This window comes from Brumimicrobium sp. (assembly GCA_023957385.1).
GTDB lineage: Bacteria > Bacteroidota > Bacteroidia > Flavobacteriales_D > Crocinitomicaceae > Brumimicrobium.
Map to the genome: position 1 here is coordinate 1112376 of JAMLGZ010000001.1, position 16469 is coordinate 1128844.

At 34.7% G+C, this 16469-nt stretch carries 13 protein-coding genes and 1 pseudogene; 1 reads left to right on the plus strand and 13 read right to left on the minus strand.

Annotated features, from left to right (window positions below):
* Positions 1-422 precede the first annotated feature (422 nt).
* Entirely contained in the window at positions 423-743 is a 321-nt protein-coding gene (locus M9897_04895) for a GIY-YIG nuclease family protein (protein ID MCO5268217.1), read from the plus strand.
* A 570-nt stretch (positions 744-1313) separates the two neighbouring features.
* Here M9897_04895 and M9897_04900 read toward each other — a convergent pair.
* The 13 genes and pseudogenes from M9897_04900 to M9897_04960 form a co-directional block, all read right to left on the minus strand.
* Positions 1314-1973, minus strand: coding sequence for a PorT family protein (locus tag M9897_04900; GenBank protein MCO5268218.1), 660 nt, complete (start codon positions 1971-1973; stop codon positions 1314-1316).
* 88 nt (positions 1974-2061) lie between these two features.
* Positions 2062-3150, minus strand: a complete 1089-nt coding sequence (wecB, locus tag M9897_04905) for a UDP-N-acetylglucosamine 2-epimerase (non-hydrolyzing) (protein ID MCO5268219.1) — start codon at positions 3148-3150, stop codon at positions 2062-2064.
* A 148-nt stretch (positions 3151-3298) separates the two neighbouring features.
* A complete protein-coding gene (locus M9897_04910; protein MCO5268220.1) occupies positions 3299-4528 on the minus strand; it encodes a glycosyltransferase family 4 protein in 1230 nt (409 codons plus the stop codon).
* 140 nt (positions 4529-4668) lie between these two features.
* Positions 4669-5808 (minus strand): ATP-binding protein, encoded by a 1140-nt coding sequence (locus M9897_04915; protein MCO5268221.1) that lies wholly within the window; start codon positions 5806-5808, stop codon positions 4669-4671.
* An 84-nt stretch (positions 5809-5892) separates the two neighbouring features.
* Complete coding sequence (locus M9897_04920) at positions 5893-7518, minus strand: heparinase II/III family protein (protein ID MCO5268222.1); 1626 nt, start codon at positions 7516-7518, stop codon at positions 5893-5895.
* 91 nt (positions 7519-7609) lie between these two features.
* A complete protein-coding gene (locus M9897_04925) occupies positions 7610-8818 on the minus strand; it encodes an ATP-binding protein (protein MCO5268223.1) in 1209 nt (402 codons plus the stop codon).
* 196 nt (positions 8819-9014) lie between these two features.
* Complete coding sequence (locus M9897_04930) at positions 9015-9398, minus strand: GxxExxY protein (GenBank protein MCO5268224.1); 384 nt, start codon at positions 9396-9398, stop codon at positions 9015-9017.
* A gap of 205 nt (positions 9399-9603) precedes the next feature.
* Positions 9604-10914 carry an ATP-binding protein gene (locus M9897_04935; GenBank protein ID MCO5268225.1) on the minus strand — a complete coding sequence of 437 codons (1311 nt, stop codon included), beginning with the start codon at positions 10912-10914 and terminating at the stop codon, positions 9604-9606.
* Positions 10915-11431: 517 nt separating this feature from the next.
* Positions 11432-13270 (minus strand): asparagine synthase (glutamine-hydrolyzing), encoded by a 1839-nt coding sequence (gene asnB / locus M9897_04940; protein ID MCO5268226.1) that lies wholly within the window; start codon positions 13268-13270, stop codon positions 11432-11434.
* Positions 13271-13275: 5 nt separating this feature from the next.
* A complete protein-coding gene (locus M9897_04945) occupies positions 13276-14328 on the minus strand; it encodes a glycosyltransferase family 4 protein (GenBank protein MCO5268227.1) in 1053 nt (350 codons plus the stop codon).
* 52 nt (positions 14329-14380) lie between these two features.
* Positions 14381-14958, minus strand: a pseudogene (locus M9897_04950) (serine acetyltransferase).
* Positions 14951-15388 carry a serine O-acetyltransferase gene (locus tag M9897_04955; protein MCO5268228.1) on the minus strand — a complete coding sequence of 146 codons (438 nt, stop codon included), beginning with the start codon at positions 15386-15388 and terminating at the stop codon, positions 14951-14953. Before M9897_04955 ends, M9897_04950 begins: the two are co-directional and overlap by 8 nt.
* Positions 15385-16467: a glycosyltransferase gene (locus M9897_04960; GenBank protein ID MCO5268229.1), complete on the minus strand. Its 1083-nt coding sequence runs from the start codon at positions 16465-16467 to the stop codon at positions 15385-15387. Before M9897_04960 ends, M9897_04955 begins: the two co-directional genes overlap by 4 nt.
* Between the last annotated feature and the right edge of the window lie 2 nt (positions 16468-16469).

Consider the following 16469-nt stretch of genomic DNA (forward strand, 5'->3'; position numbering starts at 1 on the left):
TGAAAAAACTTTGTGTTCTTTTGCGGTTAAATTAAATTTTATTCGTAACTTAATATTTTAACCACTGAATTATGAATGAAAACGAATTATTGACTATGGCCGCCTTCAGTAACAGCCGCCTTCGGCTACGCTCAGTCGGCGGTGTTAACCCGATCGGTCGCCTTCGACTACGCTCAGTCGGCGGGATAAATCGGAGGTCGACGGTGTTAACCCGATCGGTCGCCTTCGGCTACGCTCAGTCGACGGGATAAATCGGAGGTCGACGGTGTTACCCCGATCGGTCGCCTTCGGCTACGCTCAGTCGACGGGATAAATCGGAGGTCGACGGTGTTACCCCGATCGGTCGCCTTCGGCTACGCTCAGTCGACGGGATAAATCGGAGGTCGATATCTAAGTAAAATCAATCAACAACCATTAAAACTATGATAGGATATATTTACATACTAGAATGTTCAGACGGAAGTTACTACACAGGTAGTACTAAAGATCTAAAACGAAGATTGGCTCAACATCAATTAGGGGAAGGAGCAAATCATACAAAAAAACGTCTTCCTGTAAAATTGGTATATTATGAAGAATATAATCGAATAGATACCGCATTCTATAGAGAGAAGCAAATCCAAGGATGGAGTCGAGCTAAGAAAGAAGCTCTAATCAATGGACAAACCAATTTACTTAACGAACTCTCGGAATGTCAAAATGATACACATTTTAAAAATTATATAGAATATAAAGAGGAGTGACGATCGCCTTTGGCTTTGTATATCGCCGCCTTCGACTACGCTCAGTCGACGGGGGAACCCGATCAGTCGCCTTCGACTACGCTCAGTCGACGGGGGAACCCGATCAGTCGCCTTCGACTACGCTCAGTCGACGGGGGAACCCGATCAGTCGCCTTCGACTACGCTCAGTCGGCGGGGGAACCCGATCAGTCGCCTTCGACTACGCTCAGTCGACGGGGGAACCCGATCAGTCGCCTTCGACTACGCTCAGTCGGCGGGGGAACCCGATCAGTCGCCTTCGACTACGCTCAGTCGACGGGGGAACCCGATCAGTCGCCTTCGACTACGCTCAGTCGACGGGGGAACCCGATCAGTCGCCTTCGACTACGCTCAGTCGACGGGGGAACCCGATCAGTCGCCTTCGACTACGCTCAGTCGACGGGGGAACCCGATCAGTCGCCTTCGACTACGCTCAGTCGACGGGGGAAATCAAACGGATAATCAACGGATAAATCGGAGGTCGACGGGATAAATCGGAGGTCGAGCGGAGTCGAGACCGGAGTCGAGACCAAAGTCCCCAAACCTTTGCTGTTAGTTAAAGAACCAGTTCAACCCAGCTGCTAAGAAATACTTATACGTATTATGCTTATCGTAATTTCCATACACCTTCGTAAATCCATGATCATATCGGAAATACCCCTCCAATTGAGGAATAAAACGATAGCCTATCCCCACAGAAGCACCAAAGCTAAATTTCTTAAAGTTACTATGTGCAATCTGAACCACCTCTCTCTCTAATGTTTTATCTCCTACATAATTTTGATATACAGAGAAACTAGCCATAGGACCACCCATAATCATAAAGTTTGGTTTTGCCCCTTGCCCAAATCCGAAGTTATACTTGATATACATCGGAATATTGATGTAATCGTATATATATTTGTTAATTTCCCCTGTTTTGAATTTAGTTTTTTCTCCTTCCATGCTGTATTCAACTTGTGCTACAAAATAAATTTTTGCAGTACTAATCCCTTGCATGGTTTTATTGGGAATTAAATTGATTTGCGTATAGATACCAAAAGCAGGGGCGTAACGTCCTAAGGATTGATTATGAATACCACGAATGTGCGAATTATGTCCGCTTATAGCTAAACCAAAACGTACGTTATTTTCCAAATTTAAAACCCCTTGTGCATGGGAACCAGTCATTCCAAGGATTATCGCAGTAAATATAAGGTATAATGCTCTCATTTTCATAATCTTAGTTTGTTGTAAAGAACAAATATATAGTTATCTTTTTAAATTTTTGCTGTTTTTTTATAGTTTTTTATAAATAGTTTTACATCTTCTGAAGTATTTCTATGATTCTCTCTGAAGTTTTTCCATCCCATAAGTGTGGAATACCTCCTTTTTTCCAATTCCCAGAGAATAGCTTTTCCATAGCTGGTGCAATGGCTTTAGGATCAGTTCCCAAAAGCTCGTTGGTCCCTTCTGTGATTGTTTCGGGTCTTTCGGTATTGTCTCGTAAGGTCATGCAAGGAACTCCCATAACGGTTGTTTCTTCGGTGATTCCTCCGGAGTCGGTGACAACCACTTTTGCATGTTGCGATAAATAATTAAATTCCAAATACCCCATAGGCTCCACATAGTGCATTTTAGGATCTTCAATCCCTAAATTCTGTAGTATTTTAGCTGTTCTGGGGTGCACAGGGAAAATCAATGGTAAATCGTGTGTATTCTTTACAATTTCACTAATTAATTCGCGTAGTTTATCTTCCTCATCCACATTGGCTGGACGGTGAAGTGTCATTAATACATATCCTTTTTCTTTTAGGTTTAAGGTATCCCAAATAGCAGGTTTTGTAAAACGTGGTTGCTGTTTAAGTAGCGTATCAATCATCACATTTCCAACGTAGAAAATACGTTCTTCTTCTATGCCACTTTTGCGTAAGTTTTCATTGGCTACTTCTGAAGTGGTAAAGAAGTAATTGGTCACGGCATCAGTTGCCAATCTATTGATTTCTTCGGGCATGGTCCAGTCGTTGGAACGAATACCTGCCTCTACGTGTGCTACTTTAGTGTGTAACTTTTGTGCAGTGATAGCACATGCCATCGTAGAGGTTACGTCTCCCACAACTAATACTAAATCGGCAGGATTTTCCATCAGTTCCTTTTCAAAACGCATCATGATGTTCGCAGTTTGCTCAGCTTGAGAGCCACTTCCTGATTCCAAATTAGCATGTGGTTCTGGAATTTCCAACTCTTCAAAAAAACTACCTGACATATTTTTATCGTAGTGCTGACCCGTATGCACTAAACGATAGTCTATATCCTTTCCTTCTTTTTGTGCTTTTTGAATGGCATGAATTAAGGGAGCTATTTTTACAAAATTGGGTCGCGCTCCGGCGATGAGGGTTATTTTTTTCATGATTGTTTGTTTTTAATGTTAATGAGACTCCGCTCTCGACTCCGCTCGATCTCCGTTTGGATTATCCTGCCGACTGAGCGTAGTCGAAGGCGGCGATTACTGAAGGTAACTGCACTCCGCTCTCGACTCCGCTCGATCTCCGTTTGGATTATCCTGCCGACTGAGCGTAGCCGAAGGCGGCTATCCCCTCCAACATCTCAATCGCTATCTTCTTTCGATCAAAATCTTGAGCAAGTTTTTTACATCCAACTTGAAATTGTTTGTAATTTGATTCTTCTAAAATAGAAATAGCTTGTTGGATAAATTCTTCTTTATTTTCTGGTTCAAAGCACAATCCTGCGTTGAATTGTTCTATAATCCCTTTGGATTCTCCTTCTAAGCCTAATAAAATAGGTTTTTCCATTGCGGCTGCTTCAAAAATTTTAGAAGGTATAACTGTTAGAAATGTATCACTTTTGCGTAAATTCACTAAGGCTACATCCATTAAACTTAAATACTTGATAACCTCTTGTTTAGAAACAGAAGCTAAAAATGTAGTATTCTTTAACTGTAATTTTTCATTTAATTCTAATAGATTCTTTCGTTCTGCTCCGTCTCCTATGAATAAAAAATGAAAGTTAGGATGGGAATCTTGAAAGTCACCAATACTATTTAGGATAAAGTCTAAACCATGAGCCATTCCATGTGTACCGATGTAGGCAAATACTTTTTTCCCTTCTAGATTCAATTCTTTTAATAACTTTTGATTTTTTTCTTGGGGTACAAACAGTTCTAAATTAGCTCCGTTTTTATGAACGAGTATTTTATCTTCATGGATTCCTTTTTCAATAATCTTCTTTTTAAAAGCATCTGTAACAACTACAATTTTAGTAGCACTCTTATACAATCTTTTTTCTACCCATTCAAAAAATCGAATAAAAGCATTCTTCTTCATTGCACCAACTGCAACTATGGATTCTGGCCATAAATCACGTACTTCCATTATCCAAGGCTTACGTTTAAAGAATGAAAGCCAACGTCCAGATATAGCCGTAAAAAATTGGGGGGAAGTAGCGATGATGATATCTGTTTTTATAAATAAACCAGCAAAGAAAGCCATCATGGCATAACTGATATAATCCAATATACGTTTGATAAATCCTTCATTCGCTGTGATATACGACCATACACGTATGACTTTAATGCCATCTATTTCTTCTCTTTGATAGAATTTGTTTTTGTATCCATCATATACCTTTCCTTTTGGAAAATTAGGTGCGCATGTGATTACGGTAACATCCACCCCTTGTTTCACCCATTCTTTGCAATGTTCATACGTTCTATTGGCAGGAGCATTAACTTCTGGAGGGAAATTATCGGTAAGAAAAAGGAGTTTCATTTATTGTTTAGTACTTTTATAGTTCATTTTTTACTTTAATTTATTCAATTCTTGTGTGAAATCGATTTAAATTCTATCTCTTTCACTCATTACATCTTCGATTATCATATCATCCGTTAACAATAGAGCATTATAACAAATTAGCATATAAAATCTCTGTAATTTTCTTTTGTGACTACAAGTTTTTCTGCTGGGTTGTAAGTGTTTACAAAATCGTTTGGAAATTTTACTTTTGATGGACTCCACTTAAATTCAAAAGCATCTAATTTTCCATTGTTTTCTTCTACATAATCAATTTCCTGTTGGTTATTATTTCTCCAAAAATATATGTTGGTATGATAATTAGAATAAGCATTTCGTTTCATACGCTCTACAATCATAAAATTTTCCCACAAAGCACCAACATCGTTTCGCAAACCTATAGGATTAAATTGATTGATTATTGCATTACGAAGACCATTGTCATAAAAGTAAATCTTTCGAGACTTTTTCAGTTCATTTCGTAAATTCCTGCTGTATGCACCTAAACGAAAAACAATAAATGCTTTTTCGAGTAAGTTGATATAATGCTCAACGGTTTGATTATCCAATCCACTCATATTGCCTAACTCATTGTATGACACTAAATTTCCCACTTGAAAAGCAATCGCTTGGACTAATTTCTCCATTCTATCGGGCTTTTGGATTCGCTCCCAAGTCAAAATATCTTTATAGAGATAACTGTTTGCTAGTTGCTTTAGGATATCTTCGGCTTTATTTGGATGATTAATAACATCCGGATAATAACCATAAACAAGTCGATGTTCAAGCAATCGATTTTCTTCCAAAATACTTGTGTGATTTGCCATTTCTGAAAAGCTAAGCGGAAACATACGATACTCCCACTTACGACCTGTGAGAGGTTCATTGATTTTGTTTGCCAATTCAAAAGCAGAAGAGCCTGTAGCTAAGACTTTTACATCTTTGATTTGATCATATATGATTTTTAAACATAAACCAATGTTTTCGATTCTTTGCGCCTCATCAATTACTAAAATTTTATTATTACCAATTAAATTTTTAATTTTTGTAGCATTCGGGTTGGCAAAATATTCGCGTGTATCCGTATCGTCTCCATAAAGCCACAAAACTTTGCTTTTATCTTCGGTGAGTTTGGCTAAAAGTGAAGTTTTACCAACTTGCCTTGCTCCTAATAGTACTATAACTTTGTTATCTTCAAAGTTCTTTTTTATTTCATTTTCTAATTGTCGTATAATCATCTTAATGAATCTTGCGAACATAATCGCAAATATAATATTAATTTTGAGAATATAATCGCAAAATTAATGTTTTATATAAATGCTTCTCATAATATCAAAGGCAATCTATACTTCATATAAAATCTTGATAATTATTTTTTTATTCATTTCTATCTTTATCTTTTCTGCTCTTCTTAATATGTTATACCCTTCCGCAAAGTTGTATTCCTCCAAGGTAATAGCATGTGCATTTTCTATCGTTAATTGTAAAACGTCATTTATAATAAAACCTTGCTCTATTTGCTGTATAGAAGCATCAGGATGGAAATGAAGGATTCCAACACTTCCCCTTTGGAGGGGGCTGGGGGGAGGATTCGTCATCTTTTCAGCTAAAGGTTGAGGATTCTTCGTCTTTCCAATATTATTGATTAAATCATCAATTATAACTTCTGTTTCATTCAAAGTAAACGTACGTTGATGAATGATGTTCTGATGTTTATATCCATCGTGTGAAGCTATAACTTGATTGTTGTTTTCCAGTAGAACATTTGTTTTTGCTCGTTTCCCTACTCTGAAACCACTCCATACGTCCGAAGAATTAATGTTATTTACAACAACTGTATTATGAGCAGAAGTAGCACGCTCTGATTGTCGTTGTGAATTCTTTTCATAGGTAGAGATTCCGGTATCTACTATGATTGGTTTTCCCTGAAAATTGAGAATAAAATTCAAACTGTCTGCATGAGAATGACCGGGTTGATAGCTTGGTGAAATTTGCCCTACATCTATAAGTAATTCAAAGTATTCATTAGAAAAGTGACGATACCCAGAATCAGTCAATGATAATTCTTTTGGTTTAATCTCCAATTTTGCAGCATATTCAAACAATTCTTTAGTAGTAGGCGCAACACCTTTTGCAGCATCATTCACCATGGGGATATCCCCGTTGGAAAAGGTCATGTTTTTTAGCCATGCAAGCATTTTGGCTGCTTTTTCTCTTAGGAAATGTTCAAATTGTTTTTCTTTTTTCTCGTATGTTGAGTACCAATCAATGAGTTCTAATACACGATTCAACATGATTTGGTGATACATAGGGCTGAGCTCAAAATGAGCTCCATCATTTAAAATCTGTTCATCCAATTGCTCTATGAGTAGTGCGTGCGCTTTTTGTATCCATTTTTCTTCTTGGAAAAATACGCCTCCCATCATTAAGGCGAATAGATTTTCTAGTAAATGATTCCCTAAAATATGAAATTCTAAACGTTTGGAGAGAAAGTTGAGTTCACCATACAAGTTTTCAATAAGCGAGCTATCTTGTATTTCCTCGCGTAAAATAAAGCGAATAGTATTTATAGAACGTAGGGAAATAGGGTAGGGCTCTAAAACTACATTGCTCTGATAAAAATCCTTCAGTAAGCATAGCTTTTCTTCTTTCGTAATATTTTCTTGTGCGAGGTAATTGAAATATTGAAGGTTGTAATTCCATAAAGCACCATATTCTTTATAACTCCAATCGATTTGTTGACTAAAATCCTTTTCTTGGTTTAGAAAGGTGAATTTATTATTTCCTAAGTAGGAGGAGTAGTGGTAGGGTGATTGGATGAATTTTAATGGAGTTGTTTCTAGGGGATTTATGCTATTTTTATAATGAGATAGCGGTTTTGCCTTGAATAAACGGTAAAGTAGCTGATACTTAATTTGTATCGGTTTGAGATATTTGAGAGTATGGTAATATGTGGAGATATGTTTCATGTGTTTAACTGAAATTTAACCGCAAGGAGGGCGCTAAGGTTGCGCAGAGGTCGCGAAGCTTTGTGTTCGCGGTTAATCAAACAGACATGTTTTAAATATTTTCACTTAATAAAAAATCTTTAATATGTAAATGCTCAATACCTTCAATATTATCTTTCCAAAATTCATCCAGACTTACCACATATTTCGGAAATTGATCTTTGATTGCTAATAAATTTCCGTATTCTCTATTAATAGTGTCTTCCTTTTCTAATTTGTAAGCCACCTGAACATATACCTTTCTCCCCTGTTTTTCGGCTACAAAATCAATTTCGGTGGTATCTAATTTCCCAACATATACGTTGTAGCCTCTTCTTTTTAATTCCAGAAAAACAATATTTTCTAATATTCCAGCTATCATGCGGTCTCGATTTCCTAATAAAGCATAGATAATTGAAATATCACTCACATAAAATTTTTCTTGTGTTTTTAAAATTTCTTTACCTTTGATATCATAACGAGGTACTCTATATAGAATAAAAGCACCCTCCAAAGCGGTTAAATAATTATATACTGTATTGACGTCGATTTTTCGCTGTTGACTTTTGAAGTAATCTGCTACATTTTTCCCTGAAAAGGTATTGCCTATATTGTCAAAAGCATATTTAATTACACGTTCCAATAACTCAATATCCCTAATTTTATAACGCTGAACAGTATCTCTTAAAATAACTGATGAATAAATATCATGAACCACCTTATATGCTGTCTCTTCTGGATAATCCAATGTGTGAATCACAGGAAATCCACCAAGTCTTAGATATTTATCAAAAACATGTTCTATCTCTTCATCAAAATAATATGCCCTAAAAGATAAGAACTCACGATAGGAAAGCGTAAAAATAGGAATCTCTACATATCTTCCTGCCAAATAAGTAGCTAATTCAGAAGATAGCAAATGAGAATTTGAGCCTGTTATATAGATATCTACATTAAAATCTACCAAAAAAGAATTAACTGATTTTTCCCAATCTTCTACTTCCTGGATTTCATCTAACAAAAGATAATATTTTTGAGATGTCTTTATTTCTTCCTTAATGTATTTATATAATTTCTCTGCTTTAGTCAATTCGATATAAGATAAACTCTCGAAGTTCAATTTTATAATTTGATTTTCTTTCACTCCTCTTTGTTGCAGTTCCTTCTTGAGTAAATCCAATATTACCGACTTGCCAGAACGTCTAATTCCAGTAATTACCTTAATTTGAGGTTTATCAATAAAAGGTAACAATGCCTGTATGTATGTCGGTCTTAAAATCACACTATTTGTATTATAAGCACAAAAATAAGTATAATTAATAAGTTTTTATAGGTATAAGCATAAAAAATGTTTGCTTTTTCACGCGGTGTTCGGGGTTTTTTCACGCAGAGTTCGCGGCGTTTTATCGCGGAGCTCGCAGCGGTTTTTCACGCGGCGCTCGCAGCGTTTTATCGCGGCGCTCGCTACGTGAACACACTTACAAATTATTTACTACCCGATGAATTCCTTCTTTCATTAATTTCACATTGAAGTTCAGTAATAGTCCTAATTTTAAATCTGTCATTTTTAAATAGGTCAATGTTTGGGCATAGTGTACTGGTGCAAGTTTTTCAACTGCTTTTAATTCTATAATAACTTTGTTTTCTACTAATAGATCCATTCGGAATCCTTGGTCGAATATTATTTCCTTATAATTCATTCTTACTGGAACTTGGGTTTGAACATCTAAACCTGCTTCTATTAATTCATATTCTAAACAACGTTCATATACAGATTCTAATAGCCCAGGGCCTAATTCACGATGTATTTTGAAAGCTTGATCGAGAATAATTGTAGCGATTTCGTTTTCTATCTTTTCCATGGTGTGTTTTTTAATTCGCTTTGCTCATTGGTTGTTTCACGCGGTGTTCGGGTTTTTTTCACGCGGAGATCGCGGCGGTTTTTCTCGCGGAGTTCGCAGCGTTTTTTTCACGCGGAGCTAGCAGAGGTTTTTTTCACGCGGAGCTCGTAGCGTTTTTTTTGCGGCATTCGTGGTTTTTTTTTGCGGCGTTCGCTACGTGATCCCCTCACATATCCTCCATCGAAAGACCCTGATACTCCAATTGGTAATCTTTGAATTTCTGGGTTAGAAGTTTCGATTTTTCTTTTAATTTCTCAAGGCTGATTTTATTTTTATTTCTTTTTACTTCGACAAATAAAACAGTTTTATCTAAATCATTAATTGCTACGATATCAATTTCATTTTGATTCTTTTTCTCCCAATAAGTGCCGATATTATTATATTTTTTTTGAGTTTTTAAATGCTCCGTGAAATATTTTTCTAATATTCTTCCGCTGAAAGTTGCATAATCTCTTCGAATAATTTCTTTAAGGTAATCCAAGTTTCCAATTTCTACTGCACTACGGAATTTATAAATGAAACGGAACCAGAATTTTAAAAAATTGTCTTCTATCGTGTATTTCACATTCCGACTGTTGGATTTAGCCAAAATTGGACGAACTTTCTTTATCAATCCATATTCTTTTTCTAGACGTGTTAAAAAACCACCAGTTTGCATTTCCATAATGGATTCTATCTCAACTCTTGACGTTTTCCCAGAGGCAATGAGTGTTAAGATGGAAAAATAATTTCCGTAATCTTTACCAAATTCATCAATCAACACGTTTTTACCTTCTTCTAAAAATAGAGAATTTTCGGTTAATAAGGTATTCAATATTGCCTCAAAAGTAAAAGCATTATTTTGTACTAATAACTCTACATATTTTGCAACACCTCCTGTGAATAGATAGAAAGCAAGTAAGTCTTCATTACTATAATTAGGAGAATAATCAGTTAAAATTTGTTTGATGGTTGCGATATCAAATGTTTTTAGATGAATTCTTTGTGTGGCCCTACCGAATAGTGGCTCTTTGGTATTTTCAAAGATCTTGGTCATCATAGAATACACTGAACCGCAAAGTATTAAATTGATTTTACTTTCTTCTTTATAACTGTCCCAACTATTTTGCATTTCAGAATATATGGCAGGATTAACCGTAGTAAATTCTTGAAACTCATCGATTATCAAGGTAAAATGATGCATTTTGGAATGATTCATTAGAAAACCGAATAACTCTTTAAACGTTTTGATTTCGCCAAAGATAGGTAGATTTAACTTTTGTTTAATTTCCTCCATCCATTCTGCACAAAGCAAAGATTCATTTTTTTTTGCTACAAAGAAATAGAGAGTAGGTCCATTTTCCGTTGCTTTCACCAAAAGACTTGTTTTACCAATACGTCTTCTTCCCACTACAAATGTCATTTGTGCAGATTTATAGGAAAGTTTTTCAATCCTACGCAATAAAGCTAATTCATTCTCTCTATTATAAAACTTCATATTTTATCGTAACGCAGATTACCGTAACACAGGTTGCGATAGCAAATGTACGCAAATATTTTAATAATACATTATCTTAGTATGGGTTTCACTCCACTCATCTTAGTTTCACGTGGTGTTCGGGTTTTCTTTCACGCGGTGTTCGGGTTTTCTTTCACGCGGAGCTCGCGGTGGTTTTTCACGCGGAGATCGCGGCGGTTTTTCACGCGGAGATCGCGGCGGTTTTTCACGCGGAGCTCGCGGCGGTTTTTCACGCGGAGTTCGCGGCGGTTTTTCACGCGGAGATCGCGGCGGTTTTTTTGCGGCGTTTGCGGCGTTTTATCGCGGCGCTCGCTACGTGAAACATCCCTACACTTCCACCCATCTACCTGTTTTTAAGCTTTCTATCGCTGCAAAACTGGCTTGGGTTGTATTGATGATATAAATAGAGATAATAACTTTGTTTTAATTCGTTGAAACTATTGAAGTATGTCTATTTTAATGTAATAAATTAATAGTTTCATATTGGAAAATCCTGTTAATTTGAAAAGTTCTTTAACCAATAAGACAAATATAAAAGTTGATAAATTTTGTAGGTATTATTTCTTTTATGAGAGAAATGTTCGAATATGACACTTTCAACAGCACTTTGATTTATAAATTTGAAAAGACCGTTTTTTAAAAGAATATCTAGGATTTTATCTGAATCTAACCGATTTATAAAATCATCAAGAGGCGCGTTAAAACCTGCTTTTTTACGATCAACTATTGATCTCGATATTTTTTTTAAGAGAATATTGCGTAATGGTTTTTTATTTCGCCTTATACTTAATAATTGTTGATCTTTCAAGTTCCATGCAAATTCAAATAATTTTTTTGTTGCCAAGGGAACTCTTAATTCAAGGCTAGCGAGCATACTCGATTTGTCTGCTACTAAAAAATTATGAGATAAAAAACCTGTGAGATCTAAATACATAGCTTTTTTTAGATTCGTTTGATTCTTAACTTCACATAACTTTTTTTGTATTTTCTGTTCGTAACGAAATATTCCATCTTGGGATTTTAATTTATCTGTCAGATTTTGAACTTCATTTTTACTAAATACCCCAATAAGTGAAGTATATTTTAGACCAAAGTCTCTTTCTTTAAAAAAGGAGTTAAATCGTTCTATTTTCTTTGAAAACCATTTATTCTTTTGTAAAAGGAAAACAAAAGGTTTGCTTAGTCTAAAAAAGGATTCATATCTTACAAGTTTATAGCGAGGATATCCTGCAAACAATTCATCGGCTCCCATTCCACTTAGCATAACTTTGTACCCTTTAGATTGGGCATATAATGAAAGTGTTTTTGAACTTTGAAAAGTAAAGTCGGACATCATTTCCTCATTACCAGTGGCAACTTCATTAATTAATGATAAAAAGTCATCATTGGATAACGTAACCAAATCTAATCTCACTTCATCCAATTGTATATTCACTAGGTCGGCAATCTGTTTAGCATAGGAATAATCATTTGACATCCCGGAGTTTTTATATTGAATATCTGAAGATTTAATTGTAATTGGCTTAATCGTTCTATTTATTTTAGTTAAAATTATGGATGAATCAATTCCGCCACTAAAAAATAATCCAACAGGTACATCTGCTACTAAATGCTCTGCTATAGTTTGGTCAATTAGTTCTTCTAATTTATTTATATCACTTGGAAGAGATTTTACTGAATTAATATTCCAATATTCTACGCGTTCAATCAGATTAGAATGAGAATCATAGATTTCGTAACTTCCGGGTTTTACTTTAAAAATATTTTTAAACCCAGTATCCGGCTCATATAAAAAGCCATTTAATAAAAACTCTGTTATTTGACTTTCATCAATTTCTTTTATATCTGGTTTTACTTCAAACATTGCTTTTATTTCGGAACAAAAAAGCAGATCTGTTTTCGAATGATAAGTATATAGCGGTTTTATCCCTAGTTGGTCTCGACATAATATTAGTCTATTGGTATCTTCTGAATACCAAGCAAAGGCAAACATACCTTCAACATCTGAGATTCCTTCAATACCTTGATTGATTAGCCACTGTAAAAGAACTTCAGTATCACTGCTTGTTTTAAATTTGATTCCTTTTTTTTCTAAACGAGTTTTTAGTAACTGATAATTGTAGATTTCGCCATTGAAAACAATTATTTCATTATTAATTCTAAATGGTTGATTAGCTCCTTCATTTAAATCGCGAATACTAAGTCTCACATGACCTAGGACAACTTGTTCACAAGTATATATATTCTGTGCATCAGGCCCTCGGTGATGAAGTTTATTCAATCCCGTTACAATTTTATATTTTTCAATATTTATTGAACCAATAATACCACACATAAGGTCTAACCAATTTTTAGTGTTTCAGGAATTATTTCTTTGAATAGTTTTCCATGAACAATAGATGAATCAAAATTATTAAATGCAAACAATGCATTTTGAGAAAATTCAGAATAGTTGTCATCATTAAATAAAAGAATGGCATTCAGTAATTCATCTGAATTTTTTGGAGAAATTAAAATTCCTGTCTTGCCATTTTCAACTATTTCAGGAATAGATTTCCAATTTGTCGAAATTACAGGCAAACCTTCCCTATAAGCCTCAATAATTACACCTGGATATCCTTCTCCATCATAATAGGTTGGTAATATGAGGACATCGTATAGGCTTAATATAGGTATTACCTCTTGAGGTTTGAGTTTACCTTTATAATTTTCATTATTTATTAAGAAACTTAGTCTTTCATCTATTATTTCACCATAAATTGATAATTTATATTCATCTGGCAATTTAGCGAACGTATCTAGGAGTTCGATAATACCTTTATCTGTTTTTATATGCCCTAAAAAGATGAATCTCTTTTTAAAATCTTTTCCTCTTTTCAAATCTTCTAATTCTTCTATGGATCTAGATTTTCTAGTATTTGGAAACCATATAGTATTAGGGTTTATTTTTTGAAACTTATCTACTAAAAATTGAGTTTCTAAAAGTAATATATCAACTTTCGGGATAATTAGTTTTAATATTGGTTTGAAAATTTTAGATTCAATATCGCTATCAAAATGAGAACCAAAAACACGTAATACTAGCTTTAATTTTAAAATTTTTGCCATTACAAAAAAGGTAGGCCATAAAACTTTGACTCCAAAAGAATTAACATTTAATATAACAATATCTTTTCTTTTGATTTTAAGGAATGAAATTAATATCAAATAAAAAAAAGAAAGAATGCGGCTTTGATATCTATTTGACGGAATTACTGTAGAAATTATCTTTTCATCATTTTGCAGAAATGTTACCATTTCCTGAAATAAAATCGTAGCACCACCTATTGATTTTTTTCGGTTAAAATAAGGCAAGGGACCTATCAGGATTAGATTTCTTTTATTTAAAGGCATTTTGTTATATGATAAAAATATTTTTCAAAGCTTTCGCAAAAGATTTCATATACTACACCTCTCTATTAATATACCCTTCTGTTGCATTCTCTCTTGGAATTATCTTTGCAGGGTTACCAATAACAATTGAATTATCGGGCACATCAAAATTCACATAGGTCAACGGAGCAATTAAAACATTATTTCCAATATTTATACCTCCAACAATAACTGCACCCGTTCCTATCCAAACTTGGTTACCAATAATAGGTTTTCCTTTTAACTTACCTCTATTTGCTTGACCGATAGTAACATTATGTGCAATATTACAATTATCGCCGATTTTTGACTTTATATTTACGACAATTGTTCCAAAATGACCTATATAAAATCCTTTTCCGATTTGAGTCCCTGCAGGTATTTGTATTCCATATTTGAATTGGTAATGTCGGAGGATAACACGATATACCCCCCCCCCCGCAAAGAGGAGCGTTTACAAGTACTTGCTTTTCTAAAGAAATACATATACCGGAAGCCTGGAATTAAAATAAATGCTTTTATGAAAGCTTTAATTCCTGTTTGGCCGAAGTAGCGGTATAAATCGGATCGGATGAGTTGATTTGTGGTCATTTGGATAAAAGGATTAAACATATTCAGATTTCAAAATCCCCGTTTTAATCACCTTTGCGGGAACACCAACTACTAAACAATTATCAGGAATATCCTTAACCACAACTGCATTTGCCCCAATAACTACATTATTACCAATTTTAATTGGTCCTAAAATTTTGGCGCCGGCACCAATATAAACATGATTGCCTATAGTTGGAACTTCTGTTTTCTTGGATGTTCCACCTATGGTGACATTCTGGTCTATATGTACGTCATTCCCAATTTTGGTAGCACCATGAATAACAACACCCAGACCACCATAACCTAAAATAAAATTATTTCCAATTTCGACCGTATGTGGCAGGTAACAGCTGAAAAAAAAACGAATAAAATAAGTTATCATCTTAGGTATGAATGGAATACTCCTCAGTTTATATGAAAGACGATATAATTTAATGGGATTTTTCATTTCAGCAATCTTAAATAATCATTTATTACAATTTCTTTATTAAAATTCTTAAATGCGGTATCGTGATTTATAATACCCATTTTATTCCGTTCATTCTCTGTAGAATTAATCGCTTTAATTATTGCTCTGGCAATAGATGCTGAATCATTAGCTTCGCATAAAAACCCGTTCACATCTTCTTTGATAAACATAGGTATGTCTGAAACTTTAGTACAAATAACTGGCTTTCCAATTGCCATAGCTTCACATATAACATTTGGAAAGCCTTCGAACGTACTGAAAAGTCCTACTAAATCACATTCGTAATACTTCTGTTTAATATTAAGTGTGCTCTCATTCAATTTAATAATTCTCTCCAAACCATGCTTAGTAATTTGATCTACTATAGTTTCAAAATAATCAGGTAAAACTTTTTCGCCATACCAATTAATTATCAATCTATTTTTATAACTTTCAGAAAGTGATATAATTGCCTTAACTAAATTGTCAAAATTCTTCAAAGGGTGATACCTTCCAATAATTATCAAATTCAATTTATCACTAATTACCTTCTGACCTTGGTTTAATTTCCATATCGAAAAGTCAATACTATTATAAATTACCTTACCCTTTTTCTTACTTAGAAAAGGATTGATTTTATAAACCATATCAAGGTTAGTTTTTGAGTTTGCTACTACATAATCTGCAAAACAATGAAACCATCTAAATATGATTTTTTTTGGACTCTTGTATATCATGGGGTTAGCGCTTCTTTCACCAACTACCAATTTCCATTTTCGAAACGGTAATCCGGCCAATGTCGCCATAAAATTAGCCGGCTCTAAAAAGGACAAAACAGCATCGGGTTTTTCTTTTCGAATCACTTTTCTTATTTTAAAGATTCGCTTGAGATAATTTGGTTCGGAAACTATTTTAATAGGAATATTTACCGCATCTAAGTCAGGTTTAAAAAAGGGTTCATCATGATAAACCAGAAATATAACTTCATGTCCTTTTTCTTTAAAGCCTTTGCCGAGCTCGACGAGTTGGCGTTGGGCACCACCAGAACCGAGGGAGTCTATGAAGAGGAGAAGTTTCATTT